General features: G+C 72.4%; 13 protein-coding genes. 4 read left to right on the forward strand and 9 right to left on the reverse strand.

From position 1 onward, the window contains the following. The first annotated feature begins 3 nt into the window (after window positions 1-3). From FHS22_RS23400 to FHS22_RS23410, 3 genes are all read left to right on the forward strand, one after another. A complete protein-coding gene (locus FHS22_RS23400) occupies window positions 4-627 on the forward strand; it encodes a response regulator (protein ID WP_184944865.1) in 624 nt (207 codons plus the stop codon). A gap of 157 nt (window positions 628-784) precedes the next feature. Then, window positions 785-2,269, forward strand: a complete 1,485-nt coding sequence (locus FHS22_RS23405; RefSeq protein WP_184944866.1) for an aldehyde dehydrogenase family protein — start codon at window positions 785-787, stop codon at window positions 2,267-2,269. A gap of 165 nt (window positions 2,270-2,434) precedes the next feature. Beyond that, a complete protein-coding gene (locus FHS22_RS23410; protein WP_260408203.1) occupies window positions 2,435-2,998 on the forward strand; it encodes a TetR/AcrR family transcriptional regulator in 564 nt (187 codons plus the stop codon). A gap of 108 nt (window positions 2,999-3,106) precedes the next feature. Here FHS22_RS23410 and FHS22_RS23415 read toward each other — a convergent pair whose 3' ends face one another. From FHS22_RS23415 to FHS22_RS39005, 5 genes are all read right to left on the reverse strand, one after another. Then, the gene (locus tag FHS22_RS23415) at window positions 3,107-3,700 is read right to left on the reverse strand and encodes a response regulator transcription factor (protein ID WP_184944869.1); all 594 of its coding nucleotides are present in this window, start codon (window positions 3,698-3,700) and stop codon (window positions 3,107-3,109) included. A gap of 40 nt (window positions 3,701-3,740) precedes the next feature. Further along, on the reverse strand, window positions 3,741-4,988 hold the full coding sequence (locus tag FHS22_RS23420) for a sensor histidine kinase (RefSeq protein ID WP_184944871.1): 1,248 nt from the start codon (window positions 4,986-4,988) through the stop codon (window positions 3,741-3,743). An 11-nt stretch (window positions 4,989-4,999) separates the two neighbouring features. Further along, window positions 5,000-5,794, reverse strand: a complete 795-nt coding sequence (locus FHS22_RS23425; RefSeq protein WP_184944873.1) for an ABC transporter permease — start codon at window positions 5,792-5,794, stop codon at window positions 5,000-5,002. A gap of 143 nt (window positions 5,795-5,937) precedes the next feature. Continuing rightward, entirely contained in the window at window positions 5,938-6,999 is a 1,062-nt protein-coding gene (locus tag FHS22_RS23430; RefSeq protein WP_184944875.1) for an ABC transporter ATP-binding protein, read from the reverse strand. 203 nt (window positions 7,000-7,202) lie between these two features. Next, on the reverse strand, window positions 7,203-10,448 hold the full coding sequence (locus FHS22_RS39005) for a S41 family peptidase (protein ID WP_184944877.1): 3,246 nt from the start codon (window positions 10,446-10,448) through the stop codon (window positions 7,203-7,205). Window positions 10,449-10,513: 65 nt separating this feature from the next. Between FHS22_RS39005 and FHS22_RS23440 the strand changes: the two genes are divergently transcribed. Continuing rightward, window positions 10,514-11,104, forward strand: coding sequence for a cob(I)yrinic acid a,c-diamide adenosyltransferase (locus FHS22_RS23440; protein ID WP_184944879.1), 591 nt, complete (start codon window positions 10,514-10,516; stop codon window positions 11,102-11,104). A gap of 66 nt (window positions 11,105-11,170) precedes the next feature. Here FHS22_RS23440 and FHS22_RS23445 read toward each other — a convergent pair whose 3' ends face one another. The 4 genes from FHS22_RS23445 to FHS22_RS23460 all read right to left on the reverse strand — a co-directional run bounded on the left by FHS22_RS23445 (window position 11,171) and on the right by FHS22_RS23460 (window position 14,426). Continuing rightward, on the reverse strand, window positions 11,171-11,584 hold the full coding sequence (locus FHS22_RS23445) for a DUF2550 domain-containing protein (RefSeq protein ID WP_260408204.1): 414 nt from the start codon (window positions 11,582-11,584) through the stop codon (window positions 11,171-11,173). A gap of 40 nt (window positions 11,585-11,624) precedes the next feature. Further along, a complete protein-coding gene (locus FHS22_RS23450) occupies window positions 11,625-12,032 on the reverse strand; it encodes a F0F1 ATP synthase subunit epsilon (protein WP_184944880.1) in 408 nt (135 codons plus the stop codon). 65 nt (window positions 12,033-12,097) lie between these two features. After that, window positions 12,098-13,525, reverse strand: a complete 1,428-nt coding sequence (atpD, locus tag FHS22_RS23455) for a F0F1 ATP synthase subunit beta (protein ID WP_184944882.1) — start codon at window positions 13,523-13,525, stop codon at window positions 12,098-12,100. A 1-nt stretch (window position 13,526) separates the two neighbouring features. After that, on the reverse strand, window positions 13,527-14,426 hold the full coding sequence (locus FHS22_RS23460; protein ID WP_184944884.1) for a F0F1 ATP synthase subunit gamma: 900 nt from the start codon (window positions 14,424-14,426) through the stop codon (window positions 13,527-13,529). Between the last annotated feature and the right edge of the window lie 2 nt (window positions 14,427-14,428).

A 14,428-nucleotide genomic window follows, 5' to 3' on the forward strand; every position in this document is an offset into this window, starting at 1 on the left:
CCGTTGCTGCGTCTGATGATCGTCGATGACCACCCGGTGGTCCGCGAGGGCCTGCGCGGGATGCTGGAGTCCGATCCCGGGATCACCGTGGCGGGCGACGCCGCCTCGGGCGACGAGGCGGTCGTGCGCGCGCGGGAGCTGGCGCCGGACGTGATCCTGATGGACCTGCGCATGCCCGGCGGCGACGGGGTGAGCGCGATCTCGCGCATCCTGGCGGACCGGCCGGAGAGCCGGGTGATCGTGCTGACCACCTACGAGACCGACCAGGACATCGTGCGCGCGGTCGAGGCCGGGGCCGCCGGGTACCTGCTCAAGGACACCTCCCGGGCGGACCTGCTGGCCGCGATCGCCTCGGCCGCGCGGGGCGAGACGGTGCTCTCGCCGTCGGTGGCGACCAGGCTGGTGACCCGGATGCGGGCCCCGGCGGCCGTGTCGCTGTCCCGGCGCGAGACCGAGGTGCTCTCCCTCGTCGCGAGGGGGCTGACCAACGCGGAGATCGGCCGGGAGTTGTTCATCAGCGAGACCACGGTCAAGACGCACCTGCTGCGGATCTTCGGCAAGCTCGGCGTCTCCGACCGCACCGCCGCGGTCACCACCGCCCTGGACCGGGGGATCCTCACCCGGTGAACGGCGGGGGCGGCCGGAGGCATCCGGGTAAGTAATGGTTTACTGCGCAACGGGCGCGGTCTATCGTGGGCCGCACCGTGCCCGTCCGGTCCGCCGCGCCTCCCGGGGCGGAGGCGCCCCTCCCCGGGCATCCGCCACGCACGACAGGAGGCCCGTGATGTCCACGGCGACCGAGCAGCGAACCTTCGACTCCCTCAACCCCGCCACCGGCGCCGTCGTCGGCACCCACCCGGTCCAGGACGCCGGGGCCGTGCGCGCCGCCGTGGCCGAGGCCGGATCCGCCGCGGAGTGGTGGGCCGGGCTGGGCTGGAGCGAGCGCAGGCGCCGGCTCCTGGACTACAAGGCGGTGATCACCCAGAACATCGCCAGGGTCGCCGGCGTGGTCCACGAGGAGACCGGCAAGCCGAAGGCCGACGCCACCCTGGAGGTGATCCTGGCCATCACCCACATCGACTGGGCGGCCCGCAACGCGCGCCGGGTCCTCGGTCCGCGCCGGATCTCCCCCGGGATGGTCGGCGCCAACCTGGCGGCGACGCTGGAGTACCTGCCGCTGGGCGTGGTCGGGGTGATCGGCCCGTGGAACTACCCGGTCTTCACCCCGATGGGCTCGATCGCCTACGCGCTGGCGGCGGGCAACGCCGTGGTGTTCAAGCCGAGCGAGCTGACCCCCGGCGTGGGCGTGCTGCTGGCCGAGCTGTTCGCCGAGGCCGTGCCCGAGCGGCCCGTCTTCCGTACGGTGACCGGCCTGGGCGAGACGGGCGCCGCGCTCGCGGGGGACCCCGGGGTCAAGAAGATCGCGTTCACCGGCTCGACGGCCACCGCCAAGCGGGTGATGGCGGCCTGCGCGGAGAACCTGACGCCGCTGGTCGCCGAGTGCGGCGGGAAGGACGCGCTGATCGTGGACGCCGACGCGGACGTGGCCGCGGCGGCGGACGCCGCGCTGTGGGGCGCGATGTCCAACGCCGGGCAGACCTGCGTCGGCGTGGAGCGGGTCTACGTGGTCGACGCGGTCTACGACGCGTTCATGCGGGAGCTGACCGAGCGGGCCCGCACGCTCCGGGCGGGCGAGGACTACGGCCCGATCACCATGCCCGCGCAGATCGACGTCATCCGGCGGCACATCGGCGAGGCCGTCGCGGGCGGGAAGGCGGTGCTCGGCGGACCGGAGTCGGTCCGCGAGCCGTACGTCGACCCGGTGATCGTGGAGGACGTGCCGGAGGACTCCCCCGCGGTCCGCGAGGAGACGTTCGGCCCGACCGTGACGGTCCGGCGCGTCGCCGACGCGGAGGAGGCGCTGGAGAAGGCCAACGCCACCGCCTACGGCCTGGCCGGCACGATCTTCTCGGGGAACCGGCGGCGGGCCGTGGAGCTCGCCCGCCGGATGCGCAGCGGCATGACCGCGATCAACTCGGTCATCTCCTTCGCCTCCGTCCCCGCGCTCCCCTTCGGCGGCCTCGGCGACTCCGGGTTCGGCCGGATCCACGGCGCGGACGGGCTGCGCGAGTTCGCCCGGCCCAAGGCCGTCTCCCGCCAGCGCTTCGCGCTGCCCGGAATGAACCTCACCTCGTTCGCCCGAGGGCAAGCCGAGCTTGACCGCGTGGTCAAGCTTGTGACGTTCTTGCATGGCCGTCGGAAGCGATGACGCCCTGACTCTTCCCCAAAAAGGATCTTGCACCCATAATGGTGGGTTCCGGTATCCAGGATCATGGGGTGGATGTGATAGAGCGTGAATTTGTCAAGCCCTCACCCGCAGCGAGGACTTGACGTGGGTCGGCGTCTGTACAGAGGAATGTCAACAGAGGAGCGGATGGAGGAGCGCCGGGAGCGGCTGATCTCGGCCGCGTACAACCTCTATGCCAGGAACGGCTTCCCCGACACCACGATCGAGAAGCTGTGCGCCGCCGCGCGCATCTCCAACCGCGCCTTCTACGAGTGCTTCAGCGGCCGCGAGGAGCTGATGCAGGTGGTGTACGACCGCTGCGTCCGGGACAACCTCGTGGCGGTCTCCAGGGCCGTCGAGCAGGCCCCGAACACGCTGCTCGGGCGGATCGAGGCCGGCGTCGCCGCCTACATCGAGTTCGTCACCGAGGATCCGCGCCGGGCCCGGATCCTGCACCTGGAGGTACGGCGGGCGGGCGACTGCCTCACCACCTCGCGGCAGGAGGCCGTGGCGGGCTTCACCCAGATCATCGAGACCGGCCTCCTGCAGACGCCCGAGGCGGCCGACACCGATCCCCACCTGCTCGTGCTCGGCATGATCGGCGCGCTCCAGGAACTGCTCATCGAGTGGGTGCTGGCCGACCCCCCGCCCCCGCTCGACCGGTTGATCGGCACCGCCGTGCACATCTACCGGCGGTCGCTGACAGCCTGATGGGCGTGCTCCGGGGGGCGGGACCCCGCCGGGCGTCCGGGACGGAGCCGCCCCCTCCCGGCGGCGGCCGGTGCCCGGCCGGACCCGCGTCCCGGGCCGGGAAGGGGGTCAGATCCACCCCTTCTCCTGCGCCACGCGGATCGCGGTGATCCGGTTGCCCGCCCCCAGCTTGGTGATCGCGCTGGACAGGTAGTTGCGGACGGTGCCCTCGGTGAGGTGGAGCGAGGCCGCGATCTCTCCCACCGGGGCGCCCCGCGCGGCCAGGGCCAGCGCGTCCCGCTCCCGGTCGGTCAGCGGGCTCTCCCCCGCCATCATCGCCGAGGCCGCCATCTCCGGATCGAGGTAGCGCCCGCCGGAGTGGACCCTGCGGATCGCCGTGGCCAGCTCGTCGGAGGAGGCGTCCTTGGGCACGAAGCCGCGGACCCCGGCCGCCAGCGCCCGCCGCAGGTAGCCGGGACGGCCGAAGCTGGTCAGCATCAGCACGGCGTGCCCGGGCAGGGTCTCCGCGACGCTCAGTCCGTCCATCCCCGGCATCTCGATGTCCAGCACGACCACGTCGGGCGCGTTGTCCCGTACGGCCTGCCCCACCAGGTCCCCCCTGGCCACCTGGGCCACGACCTCGATGTCCGGCTCCAGCCCGAGCAGCGTGGCGATCGCCTCCCGGATCAGGTGCTCGTCGTCGGCCAGCAGCACCCGGATCACCGGACCTCCTCCGGCACCGCCGCTGCCCGCCTCGCCCGGATCATCGTGCTCCCTCCAGCGGGACCGTCGCCCGCAGTCTGAACTCCCCGGAGCGGTCCGCCCCGGCCGTGACCGACCCGCCCGAGGCGGCCACCCGCTCGGCCAGCCCGGTCAGGCCGGTGCCGCCCCGGCCGTCCACTCCCGTCACCCCGTCGTTGACCATCTCCAGCACCGCCGCCCCGGCCTGCAGGGCGATGGAGATCCTGCAGCGCGTCGCCGCGCTGTGCCGCAGCACGTTGGTGGTGCCCTCGCGGACCACCCAGGCCAGCAGCGTGGCCAGTTCCTCGGGGATCTCCTCCGGCGGGGTCCGGAGCACGCAGCGGATCCCGCCCGCCTCCAGCACCGCCGCCATGCTGCGCAGCTCGGCGCCGAGATCGACCGTACGGTAGCCGCGCACCGCCGTGCGGATCTCCTTCAGCGCCTCCCTGGCCAGCCCGCGGACCTCGTCCATCTCCGCGGCGGCCCGCTCCGCGTCGGCCCCGGCGAGCTTGACGGCCACCTCGCTCTTGACCGCGATCGCCGAGAGGCTGTGCCCGACGAGGTCGTGCAGGTCCCGGGCGAAGCGCAGCCGCTCCTCGGTCACCGCCAGCCTGGCCTTGGCCTCCTTGCCGGCCTCCGCCGCCCGGACCACCTCCCAGAACCAGAGCTGGAACCGGTTCGCCCACGGGAGCGCCAGGGACACCCCGATGTAGCCGCCGACCGCCGCGCCGAACTCCTCCTGGTCCGTGTAGATCGCCAGAGCCTCCGGAGAGTCCGGGGCGCCCGGCCAGAGCAGGTACAGCCCGGCCGCGGTCGCGCCGAAGGTCGCGAGGAGGGTGCCGGGCCGGCTCAGCAGCAGCGCCGCACCCGTCGCCCAGGCCGTGGCGGCCATCCCCCAGGACCACAGGTGCCCGTCCTGGGTCGCCAGCACCACCAGCGCGATCGCACCCGAGGCGACGACCTCCCGGTTGGCGGGGGTACCGTCCATCGCGGCCCTGACCATGCGGACCTGGAGCAGGCTGAACAGGACCAGCACCACGACTCCCAGGACCATGACGGGAACCGGCCGGTCCATCGCGGTGGCCCGGGAGAGCCAGCCGAGGGAGCCGACCCACGGCAGGAAGGCACCGATGCTCAGCATCCAGAAGGTCAGCCGGCGCAGCCGCTCGACCTGGGAGCGGTTCCTCCGGCGCAGCGGCAGGCGGGGAACGGACGGAGGGACGAGGCGCCGGATGCGCCCCGCCCCCTTTCTGTCAGTATTCGTCGGCATCGGCGTTCACGTTAGCCGTGCCGGGGCTCCCACCGGAACAGCCACCTGGCCAGCAGCCCGCCGATCACGATCCAGACGAGCAGGATCCCGATCGAGGGCAGCGCGGCCACCCACTGCCCGACCATGCTCAGCTTCTCGCCGCCGCTGGTGAAGTGGTCCGCACCGAGGAAGCCGGTGCGCATCATCTCCACGATCGGGGTGACCGGGAGCAGGCCCGTGACCACGGCCAGCGGGCCGGGCAGCACGTCGGCGGGGAAGGCGACCGGCGCGGCGACCATCATGACCAGCAGCACCGGCAGCACCGTGATCTGCGCCATCTCGGCGTTCGGCGTCATACCGGAGAAGGCTGCCGCGATCAGGCCGAACACGGCGACCCCCAGAGCGGCGGCGAGCACCATCATCGGCACGTTGGCCGGCAGGATGCCCTCGAAGCGGTAGACCCAGATCCCCAGCAGAACCACCTGGAAGAGGAAGAGCACCAGGGCGCTGAGCCCGCTTCCCGCCATGACCGCCGCCGCCGACGGCTGGCCCCCGCGCAGCCGCTTGAGCACCAGTTCCTCGCGGCGGGACGTGAAGGCGTTGACCAGGTTGATGAAGACCGCGAACGCCAGCATCAGCCCGGGAACGCCGGTCAGGACGAACACCTCGCCGCTCACCCCGGCGGTCTCCCCCACCGGGAACGTGCTGTAGAGCGCGGCGATCAGGATCGGCATCAGCATCACGTTGAACAGCACGGTGGTGTTCCTGCCGACCAGGGTCAGGTCGATCCGCGCCAGCCGTACGGCGTGCAGAACATCGGTCTTCATCACTCACCACTCCTCGTCCGCAGGGCGGGCCGCCCGCCTGCGCGCCTCACTCCGCCTGCCATGCCGGCGTCTGCCGTGCCGATGTCTGCCGTGCCGGCGCCTTCCAGGGCGCCCGCCGGATCGGTTCCGTCGCGCTTCACGCCTCAGACCTCTCCCACGATCCGCATGAAGACGTCCTCCAGGGTGCCCCGGCGCACGGCGAGCCGCCCCAGGGTCTCGCCGTGCGCGTCGGCCCAGGCCAGCAGGGGCCGGAGCGCGGCGTGCGCGCGGGTCCCGGTGTCGGAGCCGGTCAGCGTGTAGCCGACCTCCGTGCCGCCGCCGGCGTAGGTCAGCACCGGGGTGACGCCGTCCAGCGCGGGCAGGTCACCGAAGGTCCAGGAGGTGCCGGGGAGCCGGAAGGTGATCATGTCGCCGGAGGTGGCCACCACCTCGTCGACCGTGCCGTGGGTGTGGATGCGGCCCTCGTGCATGATGGCCAGGCGGTCGGCCAGGCGCTCGGCCTCCTCCAGGTAGTGCGTGGTGAGCAGCACGGTGGTGCCCGCGTCCCGCAGTCCCTCCACAACCTTCCACGTCGTACGGCGCGCCTCGGGGTCCATCCCGGTGGTCGGCTCGTCCAGGAAGAGCACCTCGGGGCCGGAGAGCACCGCGAGCGCGAGGTCGAGCCGGCGCTTCTGGCCGCCGGAGAGCTGCTTGACCTTGACGCGGGCCTTCTTCTCCAGGCCCACCAGCTCCAGCGCGCCCATGGTCACGCGGTCCACCCGGCGGATCCGGGTGCCCATGAGGGTGAACCCGCCCGGCAGCTCGGTGCTGCCGGACAGGGTGACCGGGCGGCCGGCGTCCTGGCTCAGGCCCTTCCACAGGTCCACGGTCTCGGCCACGGTGAGGTCGCCGAGGAAGCCGCCCTCCTGGAGCATGATGCCCACGCGGGGGCGCAGCTCGCGGTGCTGCCGGATCGGGTCGAGGCCGAGGACCCGGACGGTGCCGTCGGTGGCGGGCGTGTAGCCCTCCAGGACCTCCATCGTGGTCGTCTTCCCGGCCCCGTTGGTGCCCAGCAGGGCGAAGACCTCTCCCCGGGGGACGGCGAAGGAGATGCCGCGCACGGCCTCGAAGTCGCCGTACTTCTGCCGGAGCGCGCCGACCTCGATCACGTTCTCCGGGCCGGCGAGCCCGGTGCCGGTCGCGTCCGCAAGCTGTGGTGTGCTCATGTGAGAAATCATGATCCATCGGCCTACCGGCAGGTAGTCGCCGATATCACCGGAGAAATATGGATCTCGCAGGTGATCGGAATGACAAATGTCATACCGGACGGCCGGGCCCGGGACGGCGCCCCGGACCCGGCCGCCCCGGGGTCACGCGGGGGACGGCGCCGGTGGACCTCCCGGCCGCGCCGGGCCGGAGGAGGACCGGATCACGGCCGGGGAGGCAGCGCCGGGCGGCGGCGGGAGGGACGCGCCGCGGCGTCGGGCGGGCTCGCCGCGGGGCGCTCCGCCAGGGCGGCCAGCGCCAGCCGCACCGCCTCCTCGATCTGCGGGTCCCGCCCGGCGGCCCAGTCGTCCGGGGTGATGTCCACCTCGACGTCCGGGTCGACGCCGTAGTTCTCCACGCCCCAGCCGAGCCCCTCGAACCAGAACGAGTACCTCGGCACGGTGACGGCCGTCCCGTCCGCCAGGCGGTGGTCCTCCTCGATGCCGATGACCCCGCCCCAGGTGCGGGTGCCGACCACCGGGCCGAGCTTGTGGATCTTGAAGGCGGCGGTGACGATGTCGCCGTCCGACCCGGCGTTGTAGTCGGTGACCGCGACGAGCGGACCGCGCGGGGCGTCCTCGGGGTAGGTGATCGGAGCCAGGCCCCGGGGCAGGTCCCAGCCGATGACCCGGCGCAGCAGCTTCTCGATGACCAGCTCGGAGGTGTGGCCGCCGCGGTTGCCCCGCACGTCCACGACGAGCCCCTCGAAGGTCATCTCCCGGCGCAGGTCGCGGTGGAACTGCGCCCAGCCCTCGGCCACCATGTCCGGGATGTGCAGGTAGCCCAGGCGCCCGTCGCTCAGCTCGCGGACGTGCGCCCGGCGGGCCGCCACCCAGTCCTGGTACCGCAGCCGCCGGTCGTCGCGGAGCGGCGTGACGACCACCCGGCGCCCGCCCTCAAGGGTCAGTTCGACCGGCTTGTCCGCGGCGCCGACCAGCAGCCGCGCGGGCCCCTCCGGGGGGACCGGGCGGCCGTCGACCGCCAGCAGCGCCTCCCCCGGCCGGACCGCCGCGCCGGGCGCGGCCAGCGGGGAGCGGGCGTGCACGTCCGACGACTCGCCGGGCAGCACCCGGTCCACCTGCCAGCGGCCCTCGCCGTTCCTGGACAGGTCCGCGCCGAGCAGCCCGACCGCGTCGGAGGCGGGGGGACCCCACGGCGCGGGGATGACGTAGGCGTGCGAGCTGCCGAGCTCACCGACGACCTCCCAGAGCAGGTCCGCGAAGTCGTCGCCGGTGGCGACCCGGTCCACCAGCGGCCGGTACTCCGCCAGCACGGCGTCCCACTCGACGTCCGCCAGGTCCTCCACCCAGAAGTCGGCCCGCACCCGGCGGCCCATCTGCGCGTAGGCGTGCCGCCGGTAGGCCGCGGGATCGGCGGTGATCCGGATCCGCGACAGGTCCACGGTCACGTCGTCGCCGCCGTTCTTGCCGGTGGCGGAGCGGACCGTGAGCGCGCCCTTGTCGCTGACGACGAGCCGGGTCCCGTCGCCGCTCACCCGGTACCAGTCGAGCGCGCCGACCAGTTCCTCGCAGGTGCGCTTGGCCAGGTCGTAGCGGTCCAGCGCGGGCCTGGGCGGCTCGCCGCCGAGCTCGCCCCGGTCCTCGCCGAGCTCCCCGGCCAGCGGCTCGCGCAGCCAGACGAACCCGCCCTTGACCGCGCGCAGCGTCGAGTAGCGGCCCTCGGGCACCGGCACCTGCACCACGCGGGAGGCGATCCCCTCCACGTCCACGGTGAGCGCGGGCTCGCTCTTCTTCCCGCCGCCGTCCCCGCCGTCCCCCCCGTCCCCGTCCCCGCCGCCGTCCTGCTCGGCCGCGGGCCGCCCGTCGGGGCTGGGGGCGAAGGGAGAGGGGGTGGCCGCGGCCAGCGGGACCAGGTAGGGGCGGTAGCCGTACGGGAAGGACATGTCGAAGGAGTGCGCGTCGTAGACCGGGTCGAACCCGCGGCGCGACAGGAACGCCAGGTGGCCGCCGGTGAAGGCGGGCGAGACGTCCACGAAGCGGCCGTCGGTCACGTCGTGGACCACCCGGTCGGCCACCCGGGCCAGCCGGATCCGGCGCAGCGGCGTCGCCTCCGGATGCGACCAGGCCAGCCAGGCGGAGTCCGGGGACCAGGCCATGTCACCGATCTGGCCGTTCGCGGCGGTCAGTTCGACGACTTCGCCGGAGGCCACGTCCACCAGGAGCAGTCTGCCGTCCCTGGCCGCCACCGCGACCGTGCTCCCGTCGGGCGCGACGGCCAGGTCCCCGACCTCGCCCAGTCTCCCCGCGGCGATCCTGCGGGTCTCCCCGCCCCCTGCCGGGCCGATCTCCAGGCCCTCCTCCCGCCCGTCGTCGACGACCCACACCACCTGGTCCGCGCCGAGCATGCGGGGCTTGCCCGCGGCGAGCCCGGAGCTGAGCTGCCGCGCCGGGCCGTCCCGGTGGGTGAGCCAGTGCACGGTTCCCTTGACCTCCACCGCGCTGGCCCGCCCGGTCGCGTCCACGGCCAGGTCGTGCAGGTTGCGGCCGGCGTTGACCTGCCGCGGCTGCCTGCCCCGGACCGGGGAGCCGAGCCGGACGTCGAGCTTCCGGGCTTCGGCGTCCAGGCCGTCGAGGAGGTAGAGGTCGCCGGCGCTCTGGTAGACGATCCGGGTGCCGTCGGTGGTGGCGTGCCGGACGTAGAAGGCGTCGTGGTCGGTGTGGCGGCGCAGTCCGGTCCCGTCGAGCCCGGTGGAGTAGAGGTTCCCGACGCCCTCGTGGTCGGAGAGGAAGACCAGGCGCCCGCCGACGATCATCGGGCTGGCGAGGTGGCCGTTCAGCCCGGCCGCCAGCCGGGTGAAGTCACCGCCCGCGCGGCCGACCCACAGGCGGCCCGCCGTACCGCCCCGGTAGCGTTTCCAGGTCCCCGGATCGCGGGCGAGGGAGGCGGTGAGCAGCGCCACCGTGCCCCCCGGGCCTTCCGTGCCCCCCGGGCCTTCCGTGCCCCCCGGGCCTTCCTGGGCGTCCGGCTCTCCGGTGACCGCCAGGTCGGTGACGGGACCGTACGGCAGCCGCTCGGCGTGCGCGCCGTCCAGCGCGTAGGCGAAGGTCATGGAGGCGAACGGCTGGCCGGTGGCGCTGATCGCGAGGACCCGCCCGTCCGGGGTCCACCCCCGGGTCCGGGTCCGGAAGTCGCCCCAGTAGGTCAGCCGCTCGGCGGAGCCGGTCTCCAGGTCCGCGAGGAACACCTCGGGGTCGCCGTCGCGCAGGCTCGTCCAGGCGATCTTCGTGGCGTCGGGGGACAGCCGGGGGTGGCTCGCCGGGGCCCGGTCGGAGGTCAGGCGCCAGGCCCGCCCTCCACCGGCGGGAGCCGTCCAGACGTCATCGTCGGCGACGAACGTCAGGGTGTCACCGGAGATATGCGGAAAACGCAGGTAAGAACCAGAGAGCATTGGTGAAGCATATTGCCCGCTATGGGGGTTAATCAGGGCATTTTTCTGCCCGATAGCCTGACTCCATGACGCGAGCCGACAGAGACAACCCCGTGGTGCTCTCCAAGATCTACACCCGTACCGGGGACGACGGCACCACCGCCCTCGGCGACATGAGCCGCACGCGCAAGACCGACCCCCGCCTGGCCGCCTACGCGGACGTGGAGGAGGCCAACGCCGCGCTCGGCGTGGTCCTGTCCCACGGCGCGCTCGACGAGGACGTCTCCGCCGTCCTCCTCCGGATCCAGAACGAGCTGTTCGACGTCGGCGCCGACCTGTGCACCCCGGTCACGGAGAACCCGGAGTTCCCCCCGCTGCGCGTCGAGCCGTCCTACGTCGAGTGGCTGGAGGCCCGCTGCGACGAGTTCAACGAGCGCCTGGCGCCGCTGCGCAGCTTCATCCTCCCCGGGGGCACCCCTGCCGTCGCCTGGCTCCACGTGGCCAGGACGGTCGTGCGCCGCGCCGAGCGGACCGTCTGGGCCGCCCTGGAGGCCCACGACGATGTCAACCCGCTGACCGCGACGTATCTCAACCGGCTCAGCGACCTGATGTTCATCCTCTGCCGCGTGGCGGCGGGCGGCGACGAGATCCTCTGGAAGCCCGGCGGCACCCGCTGAGAGGGTCCCGGACGCGGTAGAGCGGGCGGCACCGCCGAGAGCGCCCGGCCCCGGCCGGGACGTCCGTCAGGCGACGTCGAGGTGGGCGCTGGGCGGGGCCGACTCCAGCCAGGCCACGAAGCCGGTCAGCGCCCGGTAGCCGGCGGCCAGCTCGAAGCGGAACGTTCCGCTCTCGCACTCCAGGGCCGTCACGCCCTCCAGGAAGCCGAAGAACTCGCCGGTCCCGATGCGGCGGCGCCCGGAAACCACGAGGCCGCGCCTCACGATCACGTGGCGCGGCCTCGGTAGCAGACCTATGAGCGGGATCCAGTTGAGCCGGTCCCCCGCGTAGCGGGCCACCCCCACCCGCCATCCCCGCTTGCCGGGCAGCGGGCGCAGGCAGCACAGCACCGAGCCCCGGGAGCGGATGAGGATCAGCACGCGGGAGGCCAGGAGGGCGGCGAGCAGTGCCGCAACGATGAGTACGTCAAGCACCATCATGTCCGCCGCCCCCAGAAACCACGCCGCTCAGAAGCAGAACCTATCCGACTTCCTCGCCTGCCGCGCGCAGCCGGGCCCGGGCGCGCTTGGCCTCGGCGGCGGCGTCCGCGTTCTCCTGGTTGGCCTCGACAGAGGCCTGCGCGCGGTCCAGCGCGTGCTTCGCCCTGGCGACGTCCACCTCGGAGCCGAGCTCGGCCACTTCGGCCAGGATCGACACCTCGTTGTCGGCCACGGAGAGGAACCCGCCGTGGACCGCGGCGACCAGGTCGGCCTCGCCGCCGCCCCGCTTCACCTTCAGCACGCCGCCCTCGACGAGGACGCCGAGCACGGGAGCGTGCTGGGGCATGATGCCGATCTCGCCGTCGACGGTCTTGGCGATCACCATGTCGGCCTCGCCGGACCAGATCTCCCGCTCCGGGGAGACGACGCCTACTCGCAGCTTCGCCACTTTCGCATCCGTTCCTTTCGAACCGGGCGCCGGCACGGCCTGGGCCGTACCGGCGCCGAAGGCGACTAGCGGGCGAGTTCCTTGGCCTTGGCGATGGCCTGCTCGATGCCGCCCACCATGAAGAACGCCTGCTCGGGCAGGTGGTCGTAGTCACCGGCGCACAGGCCCTTGAAGGACGCGATGGTCTCGTCCAGCGGCACGAACTCACCCGGCTGGCCGGTGAACGCCTCGGCGGCGTACATCGGGTGCGACAGGAAGCGCTCGATGCGGCGGGCCCGGTTGACGGTGACCCTGTCCTCTTCGGAGAGCTCGTCGATGCCCAGGATCGCGATGATGTCCTGCAGTTCCTTGTACTTCTGCAGGATCCGCTTGGTCTCCTGGGCCACGCGGTAGTGCTCCTCGCCGACGACCTGCGGGTCGAGGATCCGCGAGCTGGAGTCGAGCGGGTCCACCGCGGGGTAGATGCCCTTCTCCGAGATCGGCCGGGACAGAACGGTCTGCGCGTCGAGGTGCGCGAACGCGTTGTGCGGGGCCGGGTCGGTGATGTCGTCCGCGGGGACGTAGATCGCCTGCATGGAGGTGATCGAGTGACCGCGGGTCGAGGTGATGCGCTCCTGGAGCACGCCCATCTCGTCGGCCAGGGTCGGCTGGTAGCCCACCGCGGACGGCATGCGGCCGAGCAGGGTGGAGACCTCGGAGCCGGCCTGGGTGAACCGGAAGATGTTGTCGATGAACAGGAGCACGTCCTGCTTCTGCACGTCGCGGAAGTACTCCGCCATGGTCAGGGCGGAGAGCGCGACGCGCAGACGGGTGCCCGGCGGCTCGTCCATCTGGCCGAAGACGAGCGCGGTGTCCTTGAGGACGCCCGCCTCCTCCATCTCCAGCCAGAGGTCGTTGCCCTCACGGGTACGCTCGCCGACGCCGGCGAAGCACGAGGTTCCGGAGAACTTCAGCGCGACGCGGCGGATCATCTCCTGGATCAGAACGGTCTTGCCGACGCCCGCGCCGCCGAACAGGCCGATCTTGCCACCCTTCACGTACGGGGTGAGCAGGTCGATGACCTTGATGCCGGTGGGCAGCATCTCGGTGCGCGACTCGAGGGTGTCGAACGCCGGGGAGGGGCGGTGGATGCCCCACTTCTCGGTGACCTTCAGGGAGGCGGTCGGCACGTCCAGGGACTCGCCGAGCGCGTTCCACACGTGGCCCTTGACGACGTCGCCGACCGGCACCGAGATCGGCAGGCCGGAGTCGGAGACCGCCGCACCGCGGGTCAGGCCGTCGGTGGGCTGCATCGAGATGGCCCGGACCAGGTTGTCGCCCAGGTGCTGAGCGACCTCCAGGGTCAGGGTCTTGCTCTCGCCGCCCACGACGATCTCCACGTTCAGGGCATTGAAGATGTCGGGCATCGCCTCGACGGGGAACTCCACGTCGACGACGGGACCGGTGACCCGGGCGACGCGGCCCACGCCGGTCTCAACAGTCTCTGCAGTCATTTCACTCTTTCCCCGCTGCGGCGTCAGCCAGCGCGTTCGCGCCACCGACGATCTCGCTGATTTCCTGGGTGATCTCGGCCTGGCGAGCCTGGTTCATCTGCTGCGTGAACACGCGGATGAGCTCGTTGGCGTTGTCGGTCGCCGACTTCATGGCCCGGCGACGCGCGGCGTGCTCCGACGCCGCGGACTGGAGCAGCGTGCTGAAGATCCGCGACTCCACGTAGCGCGGGAGCAGCGTGTCGAGCACGTCTCCCGCGGTGGGCTCGAACTCGAAGTACGGCAGCGGCGTGTCCGGCTTCTCGGTGGTCTCCACGACCTCCAGCGGCAGGATGCGCTTGACCACGACTTCCTGCGTGAGCATCGAGACGAACTCGGTCGAGACGACGTGGATCTCGTCGATCCCGTTCTCGTCCGAGAACGCGCTGATGAGCGTGTCGGCGATCTCCTTGGCGTTGGCGTACGCGGGGCTGTCGGAGAACCCGCCCCACTGTCCGCCCATCTCCCGTCCCCGGAAGCTGTGCCAGGTGATGCCCTTGCGCCCCACCACGTAGGGCACCGGCTCGATGCCCCTGCTCCGCAGCAGCCCGCCGAGCGCCTCGGCCTCACGCAGGACGTTGGCGTTGAAGCCGCCGCAGAACCCGCGGTCGCTGGTGACGATGAGCACGCCCGCCCTGCGGGGGTTCTCCTTCGCCACGGTCAGCGGGTGGTCGACGCTGCTGCTGTTGCTGACCACGCCCGTGACCGCGCGAGTGATCTCCCGCTCGTACGGCACGGCCGCCTGCATCCGCTGCTGCGCCTTCACGATGCGCGACGAGGCGATGAGCTCCTGGGCACGCGTGATCTTCGCCGTGGACTTGACCGACTTGATCCGCCGCCGCAGCAGTCTTAGCTGGGCACCCATCG

The organism is Thiemannella venezuelensis, from assembly GCF_014203605.1.
In the GTDB taxonomy this organism is placed as follows: Bacteria; Actinomycetota; Actinomycetes; order Streptosporangiales; family Streptosporangiaceae; genus Planomonospora_A; species Planomonospora_A venezuelensis.